This is a genomic window from Candidatus Vallotia laricis (assembly GCF_020541325.1).
GTDB classification, from domain to species: domain Bacteria; phylum Pseudomonadota; class Gammaproteobacteria; order Burkholderiales; family Burkholderiaceae; genus Mycetohabitans; species Mycetohabitans laricis.
In genome coordinates, this window is the sequence record NZ_CP047399.1 from 782,658 (window position 1) to 805,689 (window position 23,032).

Genomic DNA, 23,032 nt, shown 5'->3' on the forward strand with positions numbered 1-23,032 from the left:
ACTGCGTACTAATAGCGAATTTTTTGAAAAAAATCGTATTGTGCTCAATGTATAGATCTTATACTCCTACATTATTAGAGAATTTTCTCTCAACTGACTATACTGGACCTATATGCATCGCTTAGATCGTGCAGTTATGCGGATTATAGTGACAAAATGATTTTGTCACTATAATCCGCATACACTCCCTAATGCATTAGTGCTCGTGCAACCAATGCGCTAGCGATTCGACATCTCTAGCGCAAAAGTTAGGCTTTAGCTTTCCCAATTTCTCGGCTGGATGAGCGCCATAAGATACTGCCACAGCAGCAATTCCAGCGTTAGACGCCATCTGTAAATCGTGTGTTGTATCACCAATCATCAAAGTACGCGCAGCATCTTGCCCCAATTCTTGCATCAACGAATGCAGCATTGCTGGATGCGGCTTTGAGAAAGACTCATCCGCGCAGCGAGTTGCATCGAACATCGTCATCAATTGTACTAAGTTTAATGCGCGGTTCAACCCACCCCGTGATTTACCGGTCGCTATTGCTAGTAAATAATCCGCAGCGCATAATTCATTTAACATCTCTCGAACACCGGGGAATAATTTAATGTGAAGATCACCGCTCAGATAATGAACCCGGTAGCGTTCAGCAAGAAGAAAATATTGGCTTGGATCGAGTGCGGGTACAGCGATCTGTAGCGCATCATGTAATTCCAGTCCAATAATATAGCTCGCTGATGCTGAGTCAGGTACCGGAAAGCCCAGGTCTTGACATGCTCGCTGGATACTGCGAATAATGTGTGGGGTTGAATCTATAAGCGTTCCATCCCAATCGAATACGATTAAATTAAACTGTTTTCGTGTCATTTACACTTAACATATCCGTTAATTGTTGCAGAAAGATAGCGCATTCCTCTGGCAATGGCGCCTCGAAGGTTAGAGGCGCGCCATGAGCTGGGTGCTTAATGTTTAGATGCCACGCATGAAGGAACATGCGACTTAATCCTGGCTTAGCACCGGGACGAGCGTGCAATTTGTTTAACAAAAAATTTCCATACTTATCGTCACCAACAATTGGTAAGCGCAAATGCGCAAGATGCACGCGAATCTGGTGTGTTCTACCAGTCTGAAGCTTCACCTCTAATAGTAAATAATTACCCAAACGCTGTCGCAGGTTGAGGATTGTATGCGAGGCTAATCCATCAAGCTGCACGCGAACGCGCCGTTTACCATCAGCACCCAAGTACTTGTACAAAGGTGCTTTTACCGAATGGCGTACACCCCACTCTGCTGGCCATGCGCCATATGCGCACACCAGGTATCGCTTATCTATCCGGCCCGTACGCATCTGATCGTGTAGGCCAATAAGCGCAGCACGTTTCTTGGCTAGCAACAGTACACCAGATGTTCCTCGATCAAGCCGGTGAACTAGTTCAAGCATGCTTGCATGAGGGCGTGCTGCTCGCATTTGCTCGATCACACCAAAATTCACTCCGCTGCCGCCATGTACTGCGATATCTGTTGGCTTATTTAATGCAATCAGGTAGTCATCCTCATATAGTACCGGGAACGTCGCAGCTGGCGCGCTTGCTGCGACGCTAGATAGCTGTTTCCATATTGGAGGAACACGTACGATATCACCAAACTTCAGCCGGTATGAGGCGTCTATTCTGCCTGTATTAACTCGCACTTCGCCGCTTCGCAGAATCCGATAAATGTGACTTTTAGGAATTTTTTTGTATATGCGTAGAAGGAAATTGTCAATTCTTTGGCCAGATGACGTGTCATCCACATTTATCCGCAAAACACGATAATCCGGAACAGCATCTCTTGAAATTTTGCCTAACTCATTCATTCTGAATATACTTTATAAGATAAGCTATGCGTTTATAGCGGCGCTCCTGATAGGAGACGGGCTATTCAATGTAAGAAACCCGTTGTTATGCTATCTCGCATACCAGGCTAGCTGCTTGCCTGGAATATAAGGGCAGCAAGTTGCACGCATATCGTTACGCGGCGCAGGGATATCGCCCACAGGTGAATTCGGCATCGTCAACGATAATTCGGTAACGGAAATTTTGGTTATAAAGAGTTTTGCATCTAACTCACAGCACTTTACATTGACCAATATAGCACGTGTAAGCTGTGTGGATTGTGATTAGCATGCGAAAAGCAGTCAGATCGAGCGGAGGTATACGCGAATAAGAAAAACACCCGGATTACGGAATTAGTTGTCCGTAATCCGAAGCTCTCCTTCGCGTGCATTTGTGTTATAGCTACCGATTAGGTAGAGGTGACTCATACGGTTTAATGCTGAGCTTACGGTTTGATGCCGGGCTTTAAGCATTTAATTACGTGATGTGCCTTGCATTGCCTACCGGGATTACCTACCGGGTTTTTCTATGCTGTGCTTTTAATTTATTCGCAGAAGATACCCGCGGTACGCTACTCTTTCGTTTACTCGTGTGCCAGCCAAGGAAATTCTTACCAGACAAAGTTTCCTGGTCGAGCGTGTTTTTTGACAAAAGGCGGCGCACCACTGCTTATCCGGTTTTAATCTAGACCGTAGTAGGACGCTGGGCCGCACTGGAGCTGTTAATGAAACGTATGTTGTTCAACGCAACGCAGCAGGAAGAGTTGCGCGTGGCGATTGTCGATGGTCAGAGACTAATCGATATCGATATCGAAACCGCTGGGCGCGAACAGCGTAAAGGCAATATCTATAAAGGAGTGATTGCGCGAATTGAGCCGTCGCTTGAGGCAAGTTTCGTTAACTATGGCGAAGATCGCCATGGTTTTTTGCCATTTAAAGAGGTGAACCGGCAGTATTTCAAGAATGATGTCGATATGCATCCCGTAAGAATCCAAGACGTGCTGCATGAAGGTCAGGAACTCATTGTCCAGGTTGAAAAAGAAGAGAGGGGAAATAAAGGCGCCGCACTAACCACGTTTATCTCATTGGCCGGGCGCTATTTAGTACTAATGCCCAACAATCCGCGTGGCGGTGGCGTATCGCGCCGTATCGAAGGCGACGACCGGAAAGAATTGCGAGAAACGATGTCGCAGCTTAAGTTTCCGGAGGGCATGAGTATGATCGCTCGCACTGCGGGAATTGGTCGTTCCGCCGAAGAGATGCAATGGGACTTAAATTACTTATTGCAACTCTGGCGTGCTATTGAAACAACCGCAAGCGGCGCATGTGCGCCGCTGCTTATCTATCTTGAATCAAGCCTAGTAATCCGCGCAATTCGAGATTGTTTCCAACCGGATATTGGTGAGATCCTAATTGATACACAGGATATCCACGATCAGGCGCGCGCGTTTATGGAAGTGGTAATGCCAGACAATCTTGGTAAGGTAAAACGCTACCATGATGATGTGCCGTTATTCTCAAGATTCCAAATTGAGCACCAGATCGAGACAGCATATTCTCGCATTTTACCGTTGCTATCGGGCGGTGCCATTGTGATCGACCATACAGAAGCGTTAGTAGCTATCGATGTAAACTCCGCCCGATCTACTAGGGGCGCCGATATCGAAGAAACAGCTTTGCGCACAAACCTGGAGGCGAGCGATGAAGTGGCGCGTCAGTTGCGGTTACGTGACCTAGGAGGGCTGATTGTGATCGACTTTATCGACATGGAATCGGCTAAAAGCCAGCGTGAAGTCGAACAGCGGTTTAAGGATTCGCTCAAGCATGATCGTGCCCGAGTTCAAATGGGTAAGATCTCGCGTTTTGGGCTTATGGAGCTGTCGCGCCAGCGGTTACGTCCAGCTCTGTCTGAGAGCAGCCACGTAACCTGCCAGCGTTGTAACGGCACCGGCCATATCCGCGATACTGAATCGTCGGCTCTACAAGTATTAAGACTTATTCAAGAAGAGGCAATGAAGGAAAATACCGCGGCAATCTACTGTCAAGTGCCAGTCGAGGTGATGTCTTTCTTATTGAATGAAAAACGCCAGGAAATTAATAGGATTGAATCACGTTTCAAGGTTAACGTGTCGCTAATTCCAAATAAACATCTCAAAACACCACATTATAAGCTTGAGCGGCTACGTTATCACGACGCTCGACTTGATGAACCCCGTGCGTCCTGGCGTATAGCCGAAGAGGCAGCGCGAGAGTTGGAGTTAGAAATTGATTGCAGTAAGCGTGACAATGACGCAAAGCCGAAGCAGGAGGCCGCCGTCAAAGGAATTACCCCTGAAATGCGCGCACCCAGCACCGGACCGAGCTTGACATCAAAGTCGTCATCGTACACACCGATCGCACTGTCAGCTATAGCAAGTAGGGGGCTTATTGGGTGGTTTAGACGCATTTTTAGCGTAGAGTCCCTCACTAGGACTACCAAGGCTATAGACCAAGGTATTCCAATGCAGCCTATCGGAGAGCGAGTTAGTAACATAACCAATCAAAACGCAGAATGTAACGCACTATATCGACAGAAACATCAGTCTGATAATCGTGCGTCGATACCTCATGTTGCTGCTCAATCGAGTCGTGAGTCCCGTCGTGATGAGCAAGGTATACAAGCCGGACGTATACCTAGCAACGAGCAAAATATGTGCGATACCCGAGTTTCACACCAGGAGCAGCAATCTAAAACCCGTATAAAGGCAAAACAACCAATTCGTATTGAACGGATAGTGAAATCCGATCGTACAGAGGGCACTGAATGGGCCAGTGGTAGTGAGTATAGTAATAAATATACTGACCAGAACGGACGTAGTGAACAAGATACGCATAAGCGGTTAGATCAACTGCCGATTGAGTTATTGCGCGATAAGGAGGGAGTCGCACAATCCCAGAAAGAGACAATTGGATTAACAAGTTCTAGCCTGATACCAGAAACTGATTGCGTGCGAGACGGCGAAGAACGCCGACGCCGTCGGCGTGGACGGCGAGGTGGGAGACGCGAACATAGCGAGGGAGGGGTTAATATGATTGATGCCCAAGAGGTAATTGTAGAAAAAGAAAAAATGAGTTGCGCCGCATTGAACGCTATAGCCCATACTAAATCAGTAGATCAACCAGCATCGACTCACAGATACACTCCAGAGCTAGAGTCAGTAGTCGAACATGCTCCGGATAGATCCACCAAATCGATGGAAGCTAATCAATCTAGTGAATACTACTCAAGGTTACACATATCCGTATCTGCTACCAAGAAACTAGAAATGATTACAACACAACCACTAGTTGTTAAACCGGAATGTGATGATCCGTACCCGGATCATCACATCACTAGTGAAGCTTCACAGACACAAGAACCCTTTCTTCGACCATCGTCGGCATCAACGGTAGTCATCACTGCTACTAAATCAGATCCGACTAAATTGGAATCAGTGGAATGCGATAAGTCGGTGTTGCTACGAAGTGATAAACCAGCGCTAGTAATCTCGAAAATCGAAGATGAGTCGACTCGCGTTTGTGCCCCCGTTATATCGGATCAGATCCCATCTACGCAATCAGATAACATAGTGTATAGATGCGGTGAGGCGGGCTATGGGAAAACTATTATCGGCAATGAAGCGGTAGGCGTGTTGTCAATTGACACTCTGACTCCGATTCTGGAATCTGCTGGACTGGTGTGGGTTCATACAGATCCAGACAAGCTGCGATCGATACAGAAAGCCTCGGAATCAGCTCAAAAGATATCGAGCAGTGATCGTAAACATAACCCATTATCCATGCCACCGATAGAATTAATGCAACAAGTTGAGACCCGACGCAGGCTATAGCAGATAACCCTTGCCCCGGCGAGGGCTCTTAGCCCATTATCTAGCAAGCGCACTTTTCACTCTACTAGTGAATTGATTCGGATTATCCCTAAATGAGCTGATTGCGGGGCAAATGTGTTCTTAAGCAGCTCGATATGTGCTATGGTAAACTACGTTTATTAGTTATAAAACCCCAATTTTTACTGCATTTATAGCATATGGTAAAGAATTTTAAACTATAACTAGATTTTTTCTGTCACAGAATACACGGCTGCCCCTCCTAAACATGCTCGCATACAGTCATGCCGCAGTATAGACAACCATCGATGATGGTGCAGACCAAATAAGAAATAGTAGAGAGCTTATCGCGCTTGCGAGCTTGAGGTGCCAACTGCATGTGTTATACATTCCCCTGAATGATTTTCTTGTCTCTCTCTAAAAAGCCATGATTTTAAATGGGCACCACTAGATTTTCGACTTCTGACGAATTGCATTCGATAGGAGCATAACAGTAGTTTGCTATAAGAGGTACTTTGCTCTGCCCGAACATAGATAGTATTGATCTTAAGCGTAGTTCTCATCTGACTAGCGCACGCGAGCAGGTCAATACTGTAAACGCAGTAGTATATAGACTATCTATAACGTAGACTCTACACGTGTGCAGTAATAGACTCAGCTGAGTAGAGCTGCATCCTACGGCGATTCGACTAGACTGACTCTTAAGATTCAGTCTTACCTAAAATAGGTATATAAAGATACTGAATACTGTATTGTGCTCTACCTTCAAGACAATTGAGATTGTACTTGAATAATTTTCTGCAAAAACTTGATTATCACCCTAGCTTATGTCGCTCATCAGGGCTGGCTAGTATTACCTGAAAATTGCACGCACTTCCTACGAAAGTAACGGGTATTCTATGTGCGATAAGTAATGCTGATTATTGTAGTATTTGAGAGATCATTAACCCTAGGTCGATTACCTCGAAAGAACGTAGTCTATTTGTGTTGTAACGAACTAATCGTTAAGTTATTAACGAGATAATTCTATTTAAATCTCTGTTTTGCGTATTCATTATTATTTTACGTAATTTTAAGATACGCGTCAGCACGACTATTCTCGGGAAGAATGGACACTACTTCAATATAAAACAGGCCTTATATTTTTACTCCGACATTAGTATCCTAGATACTAATGTACCCGCATTGAATATGAACCAGTAAGACGTATACTAGCTCATAGTACTTTGAGGTACTAGCTGGAGACGTTATTATTGAGAAGCTACACATCTATTTCGGGTGAGCAGTGAAAATACGGAATCATAGTAGACTGCTGCACGTATCTAGAAACGAAGCGCTACTAAGTAGCGCTCATATGTGTTTCCGGAGAAGGAGAGAAAACCCATCCCCCACCCAAAACTGTATTGGGGGGGGTTATGCAGTATTAATATCCGTGTATTAGACCTCTACTGGGCTTGTGGGGCCTTCATACTGAATCATCGATACCGCTCTGTAGCATTTTGGGCGTTTTCTCGTCATCCTCCAGCAGTTCTGCAACTTTCTCTCCAGGTAGAGCTTCTACATCACGCAGTTTTCTATTCATCTGCCGTGTCCGAGTTTCGGCTAATTCGATTGATTTAGCAACGGTTGCAAGCTGATTCTTTGTTTTTGTTAAAACGTCTCCGAATTTTCCAAACTCCGTTTTTACTGCACCAAGCACTTGCCATACCTCGCTAGAGCGTTTTTCAATCGCCAGTGTACGGAAACCCATCTGCAAACTGTTGAGTAGTGCAGCTAGCGTAGTGGGTCCAGCAATCATGACTCGGTAATCGCGCTGCAGCGTATCAGTTAGCCCAGGTCTGCGTAAGATTTCCGCATAGAGTCCCTCTGTTGGTAGAAATAGCAGGGCGAAGTCAGTCGTATACGGCGGCGATACATATTTATCTGTAATTGCTTTAGCCTCTAGCTTAACGCGGGTTTCTAGTGCTCGAAAAGCGTCTTCTAGACCAATAGAGTCGGCTCTATCCTGTGCTTCGATTAATCGCTCGTAGTCTTCGCGAGGGAATTTTGCATCGATTGGCAACCATACTGGTTGAGCATTATATTTCTCGCTTTCGTTCCGGCCTGGTAGCCTAATCGCGAATTCGACTCGCTCGTTGCTATGCGGCACCGTAGCCACATTTTTTGCATATTGATCAATCGTGAGCATCTGCTCAAGTAAAGCCTGAAGCTGAACCTCGCCCCAGTTACCACGTGTCTTAACGTTCGTTAACACCTTCTTCAGGTCACCAACTCCTGCAGCAAGGGTCTGCATTTCGCCTAAACCACGATGCACTTGTTCAAGTCGGTCCGATACCATCCTAAAAGACTCACCTAGGCGCTGCTCAAGCGTGGCGTGAAGCTTTTCATCAACAACGCGCCGCATTTCATCAAGCTTAGTTGAATTATTAGCCTCAATATCTTTGAGCTTTTTCTCAAGAGTTGCTCGCACCTCTGAAAGACGCCGCTCATTGCTCTCCGACAACACGGCTAATTGCTGGTTTAATGTATCGCTAAATCTCTTTAATGCAATAGCTTGCTCCTCGCGCGCATATTGCGCCTGCTGTTGCCCAGATAGACGAAAGGCATCAAGTTGCTGTGCATTGCTCTGCGTAAGTTTACTTAATTGCTGCGCGAAGCTATCAATCTGATTATTTTGCACCGTAGCGATACTTATAAGCTGTGCCGATAGCACTTGTTGTAATTGAGTAACACCGGCGCCTGCATCGGCTCTGGATACGCTAGAGCTTTCGAGCAACTGCGAGCGCAATTCACGCTCTAACTTTGCCTGGGCGTGTACGAAGATATCGCCTAGTTCACGTAGGCGCTCCACGATCACCTGGAGCATTGCCTTGGTTGTCTTACTAAAATTACGTTTTCGTATCATGGACGCGAAAATAAATAGCGTAACAGCTAATACAACTACTGTAGCTAGGATAATCTTTAACATATACAGGGGTAATTGGTATCAGCGGGCTGTGTGCGTGAAAAGATAATTATTGCGATTTATATCAATATCTGGTTTGGTAACAAACTGGCAAATCAGCTTAGATAGTGCATACTATACTAGTATAGTATGCTTCTCGCTGCGAGTTTTGCCTTGACTTAGAGAGCTGCCCACCTAGTAAAAGGGTAATTAATATAAAACATATTAAACTGTATTCTATTAATTATAGATCAGCTTCAAACTATTAATATCCATTTAATATGCAGAATACAGCAGTAAGATAAAGTCTAATATCAAAATACAAAAACTATCTCATATTTTGCATCAGTGATATTAATGAGGAATTTATTCAATATGGATATACGTAAGATATATAAGCTGTACGTATCCGCTTAAAGCTACTAATCAACTGGCCTATTACAGTATATAATTGAAGTTATAGTATATATTGCAGATAAGTGCTATAAATAGAATCATCCGCGAGGGGTGCACATGGCACTAGATTTCTGGGCATCACAGAGCAAGCGGGATTCTGATACCAAACGGGTAGCGCGTTTTCCATACCACTCGCATTATGCTTGCTTAGCTCTATCTGGCTGCGAGTCAATCTCGAACACCTGCTGTAAGTACGCGATATACGCAGGATTGTTACACATATTTTTGCCGGGAGAATCGGAAAATTTTGCAACTGGCTGGCCATTGCATCGGACTATTTTCATCACGATCTGCAGTGGTATATAGCCTAGATCGTTAGTTAGATTAGTACCTACACCAAATGCTAGCTGGCATCGCCCTCGAAAACGCTCGTACAACTGTAGCACTTTTGGGATATCGAGTGCATCGGAAAAGACTAGAATCTTAGTATGGGGATCACATCGGTTTATCTCATAGTGTTCTAATAACCTCTCACCCCACTTAAAGGGATCGCCTGAATCGTGCCGCGCACCATCAAATAGCTTACAAAAGTACATATCGAAGTCGCGCAGAAATGCTGTCATACCATAGACATCGGACAGCGCAATACCTAGATCACCCCGATATTCTTTAGACCATACCTCAAAACCAAAGATCTGCGAATCTCGTAGTCTAGTCCCTAGCGCCTGACAAGCCTGCAGATACTCGTGCGCCATTGTACCAAGCGGTGTCAACCCATATTTCATCGCGTAGTATACATTGCTCGTGCCAGAAAATTGTTTACCAAGCTGTCTCATTAGTGCTAAGACAACCTCCTCGTGCCACTGCTTGGAAAAACGGCGTCGTGTACCGTAGTCAGCAATCTTACAATCGGCATAGTTAGGCTTAGCGCCTAACATCGACATTTTGTCTATCAGCCGCGCGCGCCCCTCGTTGTATGCTGGCGCGCGCTGCGTATTGCGGAAATAGACCTCATTGACAATCGCTAGCACTGGAATCTCAAATAAGATTGTATGTAGCCATGGCCCATGAACAACGATCTCGATCGTGCCGTCAGTCTGAGTTGAAGGCCGAATACAAATATATTTCTCTTGAAGCTCGAATAGCGAAAGGAAATCGACAAAATCGCTCTTGATAAAGCGCAACTGACGCAAATAATAAAGCTCGTCATCGGAAAAGCGCAACCGGCATAATAACCCTATTTGCTCCTTAATCTCGTCTATGTATGGCACTAAATTAATATCTCGAGTGCGACAATGAAACCGGTACTCAACGCTAGCAGCAGGAAAATGATGCAGCACAACCTGCATCATCGTAAATTTATAGAGATCAGTATCGAGTAAAGAAGTGATAATCATCATCGCCTAGATAAGACAAACAGTAAAATTGAATGTGTTACATATAAAACATTGTTAAAGTGTATAACAGCATCTCATCATCAGCGAAACTAGGAAGCAGTAAGCTAGAAAAGTAATTATGTAGTTCTATCGCTTTATTATTTGCCGATATGGCTATCTATATATAGATGCAGGAGCTTTCATGACTCACGTTGTAACCGAAAACTGCATTAAGTGCCGCTATACTGATTGCGTTGATGTATGCCCAGTTGACTGTTTTCGCGAAGGTCCGAACTTCCTTGCGATCGACCCTGATGAATGTATTGATTGCGCCGTTTGTGTAGCGGAGTGTCCAGTTAATGCAATCTATTCGGAAGAAGATATACCCGCAGATCAACAGCAATTTATTCAATTGAACGCGGAACTAGCAAAGAATTGGCCCAGCATCACGCGAACTAAACCTGCTTTACCAGACGCAGAAGTATGGCAAGACGTGCAAGATAAGCTAAAGCTGCTTGAGCGATAAGCCAGATGTATGTATAAGGTCTACATTGATGATTATCAATGTAGACCTTTAATATCTATCTATTGACAAAAAGATAGGACACAAACAGAATACTGTTCTGATCTTTTTCCCCGATAGCTCAGTTGGTAGAGCAACGGACTGTTAATCCGTGTGTCCCTGGTTCGAGCCCAGGTCGGGGAGCCAAAATTCTAAAAATTAGATGCCTATATAAGATAGTGTCTGTGTATTATGTCAATAATATAAAAATTATGTGTGCCTACACGCAGTGTTTTACGTAAATACGGCATTTAATGTTAGAAACTAACTGTGCTGTTTACTCTTATACTAAAATTTTTTACTGCTCTACTCTACGTAGATTGCAACAAATCGACTATTTACTAAACGTTTTTGCAGTTTCAAACGCCCAAAAAATAGCAATTTGAGTAGCTCCGCTACCCACATGGTTAGTATTGACGCTACTTGTTATGTACTAGTTAAGTATTAAGATATGTATGCCAATTAACCCCGTAGTTTACAGGTAAACCACTGTTCTGAAACTACCTAGGCTATGTATGAGCATACCATGAGACTTATTTAAACGTTACTAACTCTGCGATGAGTTTGTGAGAATCTAGCTAATACATAGTAAAAATCAGATCATTTGCATACCAATTTGTATAAATTCCTAATTATCATATTGGAAGATATAATACAAAAGATATTTTCAAAAAATCTAAACCAAAACGTTAATTATATACGGCAGGTTGTCGCTCTTTAGCTTTAAAGCACCGTGGATTAGCATCTGCTCAGAAACTTTGACAAAGTAATTACAACCGATAATTAAGATTATATATGTTATGCGTATAGTTTACTAAAGCCTCAATGTAGCAAGATTAGCTTCAACGCGCATCGCGTGATGCGGAGAAATTAATCCTGCATTTTTAGGTGCCGCTTCAAAAAAATAATTTGGATAATGCGATGAAATACCCACTATGCGCGGATAAGATGAATTTATCTTATTAAAAATGGATGACATATCATCGCTAGCCTATCGAAGGCTTATATAGCAATATTTGCACTAAAGCATTTGAATTTCACTTTTAAACAAGTGAGCGTATTGACCAGACCTAGCATCAACATATCATTAGTCCTTAGATTTAACACTTGCTTGCTCCGTCTACGCAAAACAAGTATGTTCTTAATTCTAGTCACTTCAAGTAAGTGTCGTAACACTTACTGTTATCAACGTAGAGTTGAACTTAATACAACAGACTGATTAAATGGTGGGCATTAGTGTCCCTCGAGATTATTTACAGAAAAGTCGGGCAGAATAGATAAACTGTTTTAAAAAGACCATCTATAAAAGCTCCGGAGACAGTCTCCGAATAGACTTGCACGTCTCTGATTCTTATGGTTACAAGATCACCGATGAATTCTAGAGACTAGCTATCACTTGTAAGAAACGATTACTCAGTAACGGTATACCTGAGATACATGAAACTAGGTTTTTCCTCGGATACCGTATGTTAAAACCCTTTCTTTTGATATAACGATCCTTATAATGAGGCCCGCTAAGGGTAGAAGAGCTTACTTAGCCCGTTGGTTATAATCGCTATTAGTTGAAAACAGATACGAACTATTGCTCACGCCACAGTTCTGCTCTGCAAAGAATGTCGCAGTAGATTTTACAATACCACTGTGCGCAAAAGTAAGCTAGCTTACCTATTTCAGAAAATATCAGATAATATGTACGTAGTTTGCGTTAGGAAAATATAACGATCATTATCGTACAAAATTCTTGTAGGCAATCAACAGATACTACATCGATTATAGTTTTCAGTGGGTGATGCTGTGAGTAATAGTATGTTTAAGCATACTATGCTGTGACTTAATTTGTCATGAGCGGAGCTTATTGTGGGTTAAAAATTTTTATCTTGCTTAAAGCTATTACAAGCATGATACCAACATTGAGTGTATATAGATCTATGTGAGGACAAATAGCCTATAGCTAACATTCAGACTACTGATATAACACACAATTAAGAATTCTACAGAAATCTATATAAATATTTATTTTGTGCTGGTAATAGCTAAATAAGCATACGATACTAATAAAAATTATATGTAAAATAGCCTATTCGATTTTATAGCTATATTTAGCCAGGTAAACAACTCAGCGCTAGTTCATGGATGTACTGTATCTGTCTATTCTTCGGGAGCTACTTGAACACGGCGCAATTAAGAATGATCGCACCGGAACAGGCACGCGCTCACTGTTTGGTGTGTCATATCGACATGACTTATCTACTGGTTTTCCACTACTGACCACTAAGAAACTACATGTGCGATCGATCCTTTACGAATTGTTATGGTTCCTGAAAGGCGATACGAATATTCGTTACTTAAATGAGAATGGAGTGACAATCTGGGACGAATGGGCTGCGCCTGACGGAGAACTCGGACCTATCTATGGATCGCAGTGGCGTTTCTGGCGTAATACTGATGGCACTCAGACCGATCAAGTACAGGCACTGCTTAACTCGCTGCGCACGAATCCGGATAGCCGCCGTCATATTATGAGCGCATGGAATGTATCATGCCTACCAGATGAGTCGAAATCTCCCGCACAAAATGCTCTAGACGGTCGCATGTCACTGCCACCATGCCATATTCTATATCAGTTCTATATTGCTCATAATAAGCTGAGCTGTATGCTCACTCAGCGCTCTGGCGACTGGTTCCTGGGTATTCCATATAACTGTGCATCACTGGCATTTCTCACTCATATGATTGCGCAGCAACTCGGCTTGAAGCCTGGCGAAATAATCCATTCAATCGGCGATACTCATCTATATCTTAATCATACCAACCAAGCCCGGCTGCAACTCACCCGTACGCCACGGCCGCTACCAAAGCTTATTCTTAAGCGACACCCAGAAACTCTGTTTAATTACAATTTTGAAGACTTTGAGATTACTGGCTATGACCCACATCCATCCATTGCTGCACCGATTTCCGTATAGCTAGAGCATCTTCCTAAAGTATCAGCCGTATTAACAGCTATTACTATTTTATATTTACTATCGATAACCGATACTAGGCTCTTGCCTATATAAAGTAAAGATGACTAATTCTTAGATTGTTTTATGGTAAAATAATGACGACTCTTTTCTTAATTGTCGCCCACGCACGTAACGGCGTAATCGGGTGCAATAATAAACTTCCATGGAATCTGCCTGAGGATCTTGTCCATTTTAAGCGTAAAACGATGGGTATACCGCTTATTATGGGACGTAAGACTCATGAATCTATTCGACGCGCACTGCCGGGCCGGCCGAATATTGTCGTGACTCACAATTCTAGTCGGCGTTTTAATAGTTGTAAAACAGTTGAAAGCCTGGAGGCAGCAATTGCGTTTTGCGAAACAATATGCGCGCCGTTTGCATACTTGATAGGTGGTGCTCAGTTATATCAAGAGGGCATGCGATATGCCGAGCGATTAATTATTACCGAGATTGATTACATATTTGAAGGCGATGTAATGTTTCCTGCGCTATCGCGAGAGCAATGGCGCGAGGTATCGCGCGAAACTTATCGCGCGCGCTCACCGAATGACTTTACTTACGCATTTGCTGAATATGAAAGGATCTAAAATCTGCCTAAGAACTCACTGGCCAGCGATGGTCATATGCTCGATTAGTACTGATCCAGTTTCTTTCGTCCCGCGTACGATCCTATCGTTGCCGATCGCAACGATTTGTGAAAACATTTGTTGCAGCGTACTCGAAACCGTAATCTCTTCAACTGGATACTGGATTTGGCCATTTTCTACCCAAAATCCTGATGCGCCGCGCGAGTAATCGCCCGTTACAAAGTTCACACCTTGCCCCATAAGCTCAGTTAACAGCAAACCCGTTCCAAGCTTTTGTAACATTGCTTGGAAGTCATCATCTTCCCCCGTAATCGTACTAGTCAGTAGTAGATTATGTGGGCCACCAGCATTACCTGTAGTTTTTAAGCCTAGCTTTCTAGCGGAATATGTCGATAAAAAATACCCTTGTACGACGCCATCACGTACGACTTCACGCCTAGCAGTGCGTACACCCTCCCTATCAAATGGGACGCTGCCAAGCCCTCGAGGTATATACGGATCCTCATGGATCTGCACATGCGGCGCAAATATAGATTTACCGTACGAATCAGTTAAGAAGCTCATCTTACGGTACAATGCCCCACCGCTGGTTGCCTGTACGAAAGCGTCAAGTATACTAACAGCAAGAGGTGCCTCAAATAATACTGGACACCTACGGGTATTAAGCCGGCGGGAGCCAAGACGCGCTAGTGCACGCTTAGCAGCATAGCGACCTATAGCTTCAGGCATGTCTAGCTCGGCTGCACAGCGGCGCATCATATACCAGTCATCACGTTGCATCTGCTGGCCACTGCCAGCAATCGGTGCGCAGGAGATACCATGACGTGAGTACGGGTAACCCGCGATGAAACTATGCGAGGTAGCCATAACAAACTGTGAATGCTGTACTGAGACGTTAGCACCTTCAGTGTTACAGATCCGTGGGTCTGTGTCAAAAGCCGCCTGTTCCGCACGACGTGCGATCTCTACGGCATCCTCAGTACAGAGATCCCAAGGATGAAACAAATCTAAATCCATTGGATGCATTTCAAGTAACTCTGCTTCAGCAAGTCCGGAGCAATTATCCTCTGCCGTGAACCGCGCAATGTTATATGCGGCAGCTACTGTATCACGCAGTGCTGCTGGCGAGAAATCAGAGGTGCTTGCATTACCGAGTTTTTTGCCTATTAATAGAGATACACCTATCATTTTATCGCGGTTTTGCTCAATCGTTTCAACCTCGCCTCGCCGCACTAATACTGATAAGCCATCGCCCTCCGAGATCTCAGTTGCTGCATTAGTTGCCCCAAGAGTCTTGGCATATCGCAAAATATCCGATGCAATATTTTTTAGTTCCACCTGAGTGTGTAGGAATACGTGCCGCTGTACTGCCATATCAGTTTAATCCTTGTTTAACGATACAATCATAACAAGCTGACTGCCTAATCGCGAAAACGACTTGCCAAAATATAAGTATTACACGCAAGGTAAAACCAGGCAGTAATACTGCTGAAACCGTTATATTCTAAAGCATCCGAGGTAGTACATAGGGCGAAATTAAAAAACTTCATAACAACTATTCCAGCGCTAAACACTTATGAGCACACTACGCAAAGATATGCTGTTTAATCATCTATACCCGAAAAGGAATTATATGATGCAGTAAACAAAGCACACAACATTATAGTGTCTATAAAAGCAAGTGCTAAAAGTTGAAATTATATAAGGAGCGGTTTATTGACAACTTATAGAATACTAACGTTAGCAGCTCTTGCGAACCATGTTTAATTTTAAAAAAACTATCGGGTACATATTCCCATATATGTAGTTCTGACTAGTTTTTTTGCACGCCCAAGGCACCCCGCACCTAGCGCTGTAGAGGTGTTAGGCATGCATGCGTAGGAAATGTTTCCGATAGTACCTTAACTCATCAAGTGATTCATAAATGTCATCTAAAGCGCTATGCAATACGCGCTTCTGTAATCCCTGATAGATCTCTGGCCTCCATCGACGGCACAATTCTTTTAGTGTGCTTACATCTAAATTACGATAGTGAAAAAATGCTTCTAGCTCTGGCATCCAGCACGCCATAAAACGACGGTCCTGGCAAATCGAATTTCCACACATCGCCGACTTTCCAGCTGGAACATATTGTGATAAGAACTCGATAAATAAGGAAGCTGCATCAGCTTCGGTAATCGACGAGATACGAACCCGCTCAATTAAGCCCGAGTAACCATGTGTTCTTTTGTTCCATAAATTCATTGCATCTAACGTTAAATCTGATTGATAGATCGATAGTACTGGACCCTCAACAAGTACTGATAAGTTCGCATTGGTGACTACCATAGCAATCTCAAGAATCCGATCAGTGTTCGGAATTAATCCAGTCATTTCCATATCCAACCAGATTAGATTACATTCACTCTTAGGTAGAGTGAGGTGGCTATCTAGTTTCTTAAAATTGGAGCTCATATAAACTATTTAAATAAATTCTGTGCTATTTTGCTTGAAGCACTAAGTCAAAATATTTATGTCGAAAGCATAGCTATAACAAATACACCGTTCTTATAAATAAATGTTGAGAACGGTGTATGTTGGCGCAATTCTCATAATTAATATAGCATGTGGCTAAATACAAAGTATTTCTAGTGAGCGGTATATGAATGAGTCTAATATTTTTAATATCTACGCTCTCTGCTATTATAGTATGAGTTCATTTTCAGATGGACTGCGCATAGTGTTATAATATAAATATATTGTTAATTATTAAAAATAATGTAATCCTGCAGAGCTAATATTTATTAGCCTATAGCTAAGAAATATTAGTTTGTACTACTTTAAAAATAATTTCGTCCAATATTCTGGATTAAGTGTTCCTTGTTTGAGCGGCGCACAGCATTAGCGAGTCACCTATCTATATCGAAATATAACCCAACTGCAGTTATAACATGAGGAACTGCTATGTAATGTATTCAGTTATTCATGCGCCCATACAAGACTTGATATTTTACAGCCCGTATTATGATTTTCTGACATACTCCTTCGTCGGCTTGATGCTAGCTAGTTGAGTTGATTTGATAGCGACTCTGTGATTTTAAAGCGGTAGTGCTGCAATAGCATTAGTTTTTATTGTGATTTGTATTACCCAGCTTGCGCTCCCAGGATCCAAGGCTTTACCCAGGTTTAGATCTTATATCGATAATAACTAATTCAAACGATATGCCGGTATTGATCTTGTTTTTCTTCATACTAATCTTCTTATTGTTTACAATGTCCATCAATAGTTTATTGTTATGCGGATATGAGTTCGAAGTACAAACTTTCTCTGTAATGCAGAGATTCTCATGGAATTTAATTCCAGTTAAGTTTGATTAAAATCATGCATAGGTATTAATATATAATCGCATTTACTTTGCATATTATTACCCATTCCGTAGTAGGACATATCAAGAAGCCGTTGCACACAAGCAAATATGAGCAGTCGCACAGATCTAGCAATAGAATTCGGTAATAATTCTTCCCCAGGAAACCTAAAAAAAGGCCGAGTTCTTACTGCGCATGGCCGGCATTATATGGTTCAACCTGATGAGAGTAATTCGCTGCTGCAGTGCTTTGCGCGCGGGAAAAAGAGCCAAATCATCGTTGGTGACCGCGTCAGCTTTAAGTCAATATCTACGAATCAGGGGATCATTGTTGCAACCGATAAACGATGCAATGTATTCTTTCGATCTGACCAGTTTAAAATGAAATGCTTTGCAGCTAATTTTGATCAGCTGCTCATCGTACTAGCTACTACACCATATTTCAGCGAGGACTTGCTTAGCCGAGCACTAGTAGCCGCCGAAGCCCACCAACTTAAGTCAGTGATACTGCTTAACAAGACCGATTTACTCGTCTCGCTATCGCTTGCTCGAGAACGTGTAGCATCTTATATAGCACTTGGCTATTGGGTCGTGGAAGTATCTGCAGCGGCTGAAGCTGATGCCGCGCGAGCGCGGCTCGAGCCGCTTCTCGAGCGGCGTTCTACCCTTCTACTAGGCCAATCCGGTATGGGAAAGTCAACTCTAATAAATCTGCTGGTGCCGGATGCGAATGCCACAACGATAGACATTTCATCTGCCCTGAACAGCGGTCGCCACACCACCACTTTTACCCGTTGGTATGAATTAGCAAATGGCGGAGCACTAATTGACTCGCCAGGTTTCCAAGAGTTTGGATTATATCATTTGACAGAAGGTCAACTCGAGCGTGCATTTCCTGAATTCCGCTCTCTACTTGGAGATTGTGGTTTCTACAATTGCCATCATTTACGTGAGCCACGTTGTGCGATACTACGGGCAGTATCGCAAGGAAGAATTGCGCCAGCGCGGCATGCATTGTATGCACAACTTCTGCTCGAAACAAATCAACCCAATGCACGTCGATCCCGTTGATTAATATATATGATGTGCGATTTTCTTAATAAATTTTGCCCGTCATAGTAATAATACTATTCACTCGATTGCAAGATATGCGATTGAGAATTTACATTCGTAGGTTATATCACACCCCTTGATCTAGGTAATAGTTGAGTATATCGAGTTTAATTAATTTGATACAACAGGTAGTAGATCGTCGACGCTGCTTCACTTTATCACACAATGATGGAAAGCTATGAAGGAAAATTACTCTAATTCTGTCGAGAGTTTTTCAAATGTTCGTCAAGTACTATTAAGATAAAATTTCGCTGTCATAGTACTAAAATGTTTGGGTTAGTATCGACTATACTAGAAAAGGTATACAGCAGGTTCTGTAAATAAGTTTGATTTAAATACTAAAAGGTACTGCATTATAATAGTATGCAGTCTCAGCTCCGTAAGCTGGAATCTATAAATAAACAATGTTTATTGCTGTTTCACCAGAAATGCTATTCGTACTATACATACTAATATAGCTTAGAAGTACTTTCTAGTACTTCTAAGTGAGAATGATATAGTCTTAAAACTATAAGTTTTAGATGCATCCATACAAAAAGTAGTATTTCTATATAAAAATATTTCTTAACAAGAAGAGCATGTATATAAAACTCTCTGATACTTATAGCTGTTAATTTTTATCTAAACTAAAACAGCAACAGTAATAGTATAAAATTACCAATTAGCGGCGGGTAAGAGATTAATCGAAATGTAATAAAAGCACCTCTATGAGGTGCTTTTATTACATTTATATTTACCTAGTAGGTATTGTATGCTCTTTATACAAAAGCTTTTCTTTAATGCGAGCGGATTTGCCTGAACGCTCACGTAAATAATATAACTTTGCACGGCGCACAGCGCCATGGCGCTTTACGCTAATACTAGCAATCAATGGTGAATACATTTGAAATGTCCTCTCAACGCCTTCGCCTGATGAAATCTTACGGACAATAAACGAAGAATTCAGTCCACGATTTCGCTTTGCAATTACTATGCCCTCATATGCTTGTACACGCTTTCGATTGCCTTCGACTACGCTTACATTAACTATGATCGTATCACCCGGCGTAAAGGCTGGGATGCTTTTTCCTGCAAGCACACGCTCAATTTCTTCCTGCTCAAGTTTTGCAATCAGATTCATGATTGGCTCCTATAACCATCTTGCCGCTGTTTTCCTTACCTCGCGATCGAGGTCTCGGTAGAGGATGGATTAACTTTTAGCGGCCGAACTTGGCCGCCACCTTTCTCTTATACCGACCATCAGCATTTCGATACCATGAGAGTTGCAAGCCATACTTCATCGGTATGACTTAACATTTTGTTGCGCCGAGCACGCTGAATAAGGTCGGGACGCTTGACTAATGTATTGCGCAGCGCCTCACGCCGGCGCCAACATGCAATCTGTGCATGATGCCCAGTAAGTAGAACGTCGGGTATCCGCGCGCCACGATACTTACAAGGACGCGTGTAATGGGGGCAGTCAAGTAGCCCATTGACAAAACTGTCCTGGGCAGCTGACTTTGGATCGTTTAATGCGCCGGGCAATTGCCGAATTATCGCGTCTATTAAGGCCATTGCGGGCAACTCACCGCCAGATAATACGAAGTCACCAAGACTTACTTCATCATCTACCTCTTGATCAATTAATCGCTGGTCGATTGCCTCATAGCGGCCGCATAGCACGATTAAAGAAGGCAGCGCTGCATATTCCATCACTTTTGCATGATCTAATGGGCGACCTTGCGGTGACATTAAGACAACCCGCGAACAATCTGAGGTTGATTTGACCGCATCGCTTTGAGCCTCCCGAGCAGCGGCTATTGCATGAGCGAGTGGCTGGGCCAGCATTACCATACCCGGACCGCCCCCATATGGACGACCATCAATTGTCTGGTGATTATCCGTCGTAAAGTCGCGGAGATTCCATGTATGTAATGTGTAATTACGTTGCTTAGCAGCTCTGCCGGTGATACCCCAATTTGTCAAAGCACGGAACATCTCAGGGAATAGCGTAATAACATCGAATTGCATTCCACGCTGCATTAATAGTCGACTCCCCAGTCAACCATAACGTAACGGGTCAGCAGATCGATTTTTTTTACGTAAGTATCAACAAATGGAATTAGCCGCTCTGCCTTCGTGATGAGCCCATTGCGCTCTACCTTGTCATATTCTACACATAGGATTGTATGTGCACCATTATCAAGCAGGTTCACGACATGACCAAGCACGTTACTAGACATAGTAAGTACTACTAAACCAATCAAATCAACCCAATAGTATTCGTCACTCCCCAGCACTGGAAAATCTGAACGACGCACATACACTGTTGAGCCGCACACCGCAAGTGCCTGATCTCGATTTGAATATCCAGCGAGTTGTGCCACTGTAATGGTGCCATGTTTCTTGCTTGATAAAACTCGCTCGACACTATAGTTACCCCCCTTAAAAAGCCACCATGATTTAGTACTTAGTAGTGCACCACCACTAAGACCAACGCAGGCATATGGCATAATCTTTAACCAGCCTTTAACGCCGTAAGCATTAATGATCGCGCCAACTTCGATTACATCTTCTGGAAATAACTCCCCTTTATTAGGACTAGATTTAGACCAGGCCATACGCTCTCTTTTCATCAAATTGCGCACAGAATAGCTAAACAGATACAAGTCTGCTTAATAGTACGTGGACTGAGATTTATCTGCACCTTGATTATTTTACAGATTGCATACCGCGGTCTAGTAGATATAGAAATTTTATACGCGGAAAATCTGGATAGATTGCATTTAAAATGCTAAGCCTAAAGTTTTATAACTTGTGCTTTCTTAACTAATCGGGCTACGGTCATTGACAGCTGTGCGCCAACACCTTGCCAATATATCAAGCGATCTTGTGCAATATGCAAGGTTTTTCCTTGTAGTGGAAGTGGATTATAAAAACCAATGCGCTCAATAAAGCGACCATCGCGACGATTACGAGAGTCAGTTGCAACGATATTATAAAATGGGCGCTTTTTCGAGCCGCCACGAGCAAAGCGGATAATGACCATGATATGTTTTACCTAATGACACGTAGGAAGACCTAAATTTTGAATTTAGAGAAAAGTGATTATACTTGAAAGAGCAACGGAATACTTGGACTTACGTGGATTGCCCAGCGCCGCGCATCTATTAAGTAAAATCTAGATTCTGGTAGGACCGTGTTGCCGGGTAATATCATAGTCAATGTTTAGCAGTATTATAGTAACCTACTGCTATAAAAGCACAGCTTAACTTAGGGAGATTTTTACTTAAACTTAGTACTCTATATATAATAGAACTTAAGCTTATATCTTTAGTCCATGGATTAATGCGAGTTGTTTTATTGTTTTTAAAACAATTCAGGGCTAAGTACTATATATAATAAGCGTGTTAAAGCAGCCTCTAGGGAAACTACGGACTGAGTAGTAAGGCCTCATAATTCTTAATAGTCGAGCACCTCGCTAGTAAGTGCTTTAAAAAAAGCTAATCTCCTAAAGATTTCGTATTCTGTAATACTATGTAAACTACCGCCTTTATGCTCTAGTACGAGCTAGATAAGAAACGGGTATTTTCGTTGAACTCACATAGTTCAGCTCATGATGAATACACTTAGTCATAGCAATCGGCAATTATCCTACTGCACTTTCATGGGGTCTTAATAGTGTGAATTATTAGCCGCGCTGGATTTAGAAAAATTCTTTATTGTCATGCGATCATAAATCTGTAGTAGACTTAGCATATTAGGATTCATCTTCTATCTTCTTGAAAAGAAGATGTGTAATTCTCTTTATATCCTTATACTCTGAGAGTACTTGAGTCTAATAATTAATAGTATTAAAATAAATCTCAGATAAATCAAAGCATTGTATGTCTTATCCGTTTTTTTGGAGTAGCGTAATCCACTTTAAATACTATCACCATCTAATCTAGCTAGGCATACTACAAGATCATTTTAGTGGAGAGTACGTTAGGTGGTGT

Annotated in this window: 16 protein-coding genes and 1 tRNA gene; 6 read left to right on the forward strand and 11 right to left on the reverse strand. The window is 42.6% G+C overall.

Annotation, left to right across the window (positions count from 1 at the left end; all coding sequences use genetic code 11):
- Window positions 1-196: 196 nt before the first annotated feature.
- Window positions 197-853 carry an HAD-IA family hydrolase gene (locus GKR41_RS02980; RefSeq protein WP_226809695.1) on the reverse strand — a complete coding sequence of 219 codons (657 nt, stop codon included), beginning with the start codon at window positions 851-853 and terminating at the stop codon, window positions 197-199.
- Complete coding sequence (locus GKR41_RS02985; protein WP_226809696.1) at window positions 834-1,841, reverse strand: RluA family pseudouridine synthase; 1,008 nt, start codon at window positions 1,839-1,841, stop codon at window positions 834-836. Before GKR41_RS02985 ends, GKR41_RS02980 begins: the two co-directional genes overlap by 20 nt.
- Window positions 1,842-2,584: 743 nt before the next feature.
- On the opposite strand from GKR41_RS02985, the gene GKR41_RS02990 reads away from it, so the two are divergent.
- On the forward strand, window positions 2,585-5,728 hold the full coding sequence (locus tag GKR41_RS02990) for an Rne/Rng family ribonuclease (protein ID WP_226809697.1): 3,144 nt from the start codon (window positions 2,585-2,587) through the stop codon (window positions 5,726-5,728).
- Between the two features lie 1,462 nt (window positions 5,729-7,190).
- Here the strand turns inward: GKR41_RS02990 and GKR41_RS02995 are convergent.
- Window positions 7,191-8,693 (reverse strand): DNA recombination protein RmuC, encoded by a 1,503-nt coding sequence (locus GKR41_RS02995; protein WP_226809698.1) that lies wholly within the window; start codon window positions 8,691-8,693, stop codon window positions 7,191-7,193.
- 569 nt (window positions 8,694-9,262) lie between these two features.
- A complete protein-coding gene (pncB, locus tag GKR41_RS03000) occupies window positions 9,263-10,462 on the reverse strand; it encodes a nicotinate phosphoribosyltransferase (protein WP_226810245.1) in 1,200 nt (399 codons plus the stop codon).
- A 181-nt stretch (window positions 10,463-10,643) separates the two neighbouring features.
- On the opposite strand from pncB, the gene fdxA reads away from it, so the two are divergent.
- Window positions 10,644-10,967, forward strand: a complete 324-nt coding sequence (gene fdxA / locus GKR41_RS03005; protein ID WP_226809699.1) for a ferredoxin FdxA — start codon at window positions 10,644-10,646, stop codon at window positions 10,965-10,967.
- A gap of 107 nt (window positions 10,968-11,074) precedes the next feature.
- A tRNA-Asn gene (locus GKR41_RS03010) sits at window positions 11,075-11,150 on the forward strand.
- A gap of 667 nt (window positions 11,151-11,817) precedes the next feature.
- Here the strand turns inward: GKR41_RS03010 and GKR41_RS03015 are convergent.
- Window positions 11,818-11,982, reverse strand: a complete 165-nt coding sequence (locus GKR41_RS03015) for a hypothetical protein (protein ID WP_226809700.1) — start codon at window positions 11,980-11,982, stop codon at window positions 11,818-11,820.
- A gap of 1,150 nt (window positions 11,983-13,132) precedes the next feature.
- On the opposite strand from GKR41_RS03015, the gene GKR41_RS03020 reads away from it, so the two are divergent.
- Window positions 13,133-13,969, forward strand: coding sequence for a thymidylate synthase (locus GKR41_RS03020; protein WP_226809701.1), 837 nt, complete (start codon window positions 13,133-13,135; stop codon window positions 13,967-13,969).
- 134 nt (window positions 13,970-14,103) lie between these two features.
- On the forward strand, window positions 14,104-14,598 hold the full coding sequence (locus tag GKR41_RS03025) for a dihydrofolate reductase (protein WP_226809702.1): 495 nt from the start codon (window positions 14,104-14,106) through the stop codon (window positions 14,596-14,598).
- A 15-nt stretch (window positions 14,599-14,613) separates the two neighbouring features.
- On the opposite strand, the gene pmbA is transcribed toward GKR41_RS03025, so the two are convergent.
- The gene (gene pmbA / locus GKR41_RS03030; RefSeq protein WP_226809703.1) at window positions 14,614-15,972 is read right to left on the reverse strand and encodes a metalloprotease PmbA; all 1,359 of its coding nucleotides are present in this window, start codon (window positions 15,970-15,972) and stop codon (window positions 14,614-14,616) included.
- Window positions 15,973-16,461: 489 nt separating this feature from the next.
- Window positions 16,462-17,052, reverse strand: coding sequence for an oligoribonuclease (gene orn / locus GKR41_RS03035; RefSeq protein ID WP_226809704.1), 591 nt, complete (start codon window positions 17,050-17,052; stop codon window positions 16,462-16,464).
- 1,001 nt (window positions 17,053-18,053) lie between these two features.
- On the opposite strand from orn, the gene rsgA reads away from it, so the two are divergent.
- Entirely contained in the window at window positions 18,054-19,013 is a 960-nt protein-coding gene (rsgA, locus tag GKR41_RS03040; RefSeq protein ID WP_226809705.1) for a ribosome small subunit-dependent GTPase A, read from the forward strand.
- A gap of 775 nt (window positions 19,014-19,788) precedes the next feature.
- Here rsgA and rplS read toward each other — a convergent pair.
- From rplS to rpsP, 4 genes are all read right to left on the reverse strand, one after another.
- Window positions 19,789-20,175, reverse strand: a complete 387-nt coding sequence (rplS, locus tag GKR41_RS03045; RefSeq protein ID WP_226809706.1) for a 50S ribosomal protein L19 — start codon at window positions 20,173-20,175, stop codon at window positions 19,789-19,791.
- 119 nt (window positions 20,176-20,294) lie between these two features.
- Window positions 20,295-21,065 carry a tRNA (guanosine(37)-N1)-methyltransferase TrmD gene (gene trmD, locus GKR41_RS03050; protein ID WP_226809707.1) on the reverse strand — a complete coding sequence of 257 codons (771 nt, stop codon included), beginning with the start codon at window positions 21,063-21,065 and terminating at the stop codon, window positions 20,295-20,297.
- An 11-nt stretch (window positions 21,066-21,076) separates the two neighbouring features.
- The gene (gene rimM / locus GKR41_RS03055) at window positions 21,077-21,655 is read right to left on the reverse strand and encodes a ribosome maturation factor RimM (protein ID WP_226809708.1); all 579 of its coding nucleotides are present in this window, start codon (window positions 21,653-21,655) and stop codon (window positions 21,077-21,079) included.
- Between the two features lie 179 nt (window positions 21,656-21,834).
- Window positions 21,835-22,083 carry a 30S ribosomal protein S16 gene (gene rpsP / locus GKR41_RS03060; protein WP_226809709.1) on the reverse strand — a complete coding sequence of 83 codons (249 nt, stop codon included), beginning with the start codon at window positions 22,081-22,083 and terminating at the stop codon, window positions 21,835-21,837.
- Between the last annotated feature and the right edge of the window lie 949 nt (window positions 22,084-23,032).

Coding starts and splice junctions, on each gene's coding strand:
- GKR41_RS02980 (WP_226809695.1), bottom strand. CDS start 853: ATGACACGAAAACAGTTTAATTTAATCGTATTCGATTGGGATGGAACG.
- GKR41_RS02985 (WP_226809696.1), bottom strand. CDS start 1,841: ATGAATGAGTTAGGCAAAATTTCAAGAGATGCTGTTCCGGATTATCGT.
- GKR41_RS02990 (WP_226809697.1), top strand. CDS start 2,585: ATGAAACGTATGTTGTTCAACGCAACGCAGCAGGAAGAGTTGCGCGTG.
- GKR41_RS02995 (WP_226809698.1), bottom strand. CDS start 8,693: ATGTTAAAGATTATCCTAGCTACAGTAGTTGTATTAGCTGTTACGCTA.
- pncB (WP_226810245.1), bottom strand. CDS start 10,462: ATGATTATCACTTCTTTACTCGATACTGATCTCTATAAATTTACGATG.
- fdxA (WP_226809699.1), top strand. CDS start 10,644: ATGACTCACGTTGTAACCGAAAACTGCATTAAGTGCCGCTATACTGAT.
- GKR41_RS03015 (WP_226809700.1), bottom strand. CDS start 11,982: ATGTCATCCATTTTTAATAAGATAAATTCATCTTATCCGCGCATAGTG.
- GKR41_RS03020 (WP_226809701.1), top strand. CDS start 13,133: ATGGATGTACTGTATCTGTCTATTCTTCGGGAGCTACTTGAACACGGC.
- GKR41_RS03025 (WP_226809702.1), top strand. CDS start 14,104: ATGACGACTCTTTTCTTAATTGTCGCCCACGCACGTAACGGCGTAATC.
- pmbA (WP_226809703.1), bottom strand. CDS start 15,972: ATGGCAGTACAGCGGCACGTATTCCTACACACTCAGGTGGAACTAAAA.
- orn (WP_226809704.1), bottom strand. CDS start 17,052: ATGAGCTCCAATTTTAAGAAACTAGATAGCCACCTCACTCTACCTAAG.
- rsgA (WP_226809705.1), top strand. CDS start 18,054: ATGAGCAGTCGCACAGATCTAGCAATAGAATTCGGTAATAATTCTTCC.
- rplS (WP_226809706.1), bottom strand. CDS start 20,175: ATGAATCTGATTGCAAAACTTGAGCAGGAAGAAATTGAGCGTGTGCTT.
- trmD (WP_226809707.1), bottom strand. CDS start 21,065: ATGCAATTCGATGTTATTACGCTATTCCCTGAGATGTTCCGTGCTTTG.
- rimM (WP_226809708.1), bottom strand. CDS start 21,655: ATGGCCTGGTCTAAATCTAGTCCTAATAAAGGGGAGTTATTTCCAGAA.
- rpsP (WP_226809709.1), bottom strand. CDS start 22,083: ATGGTCATTATCCGCTTTGCTCGTGGCGGCTCGAAAAAGCGCCCATTT.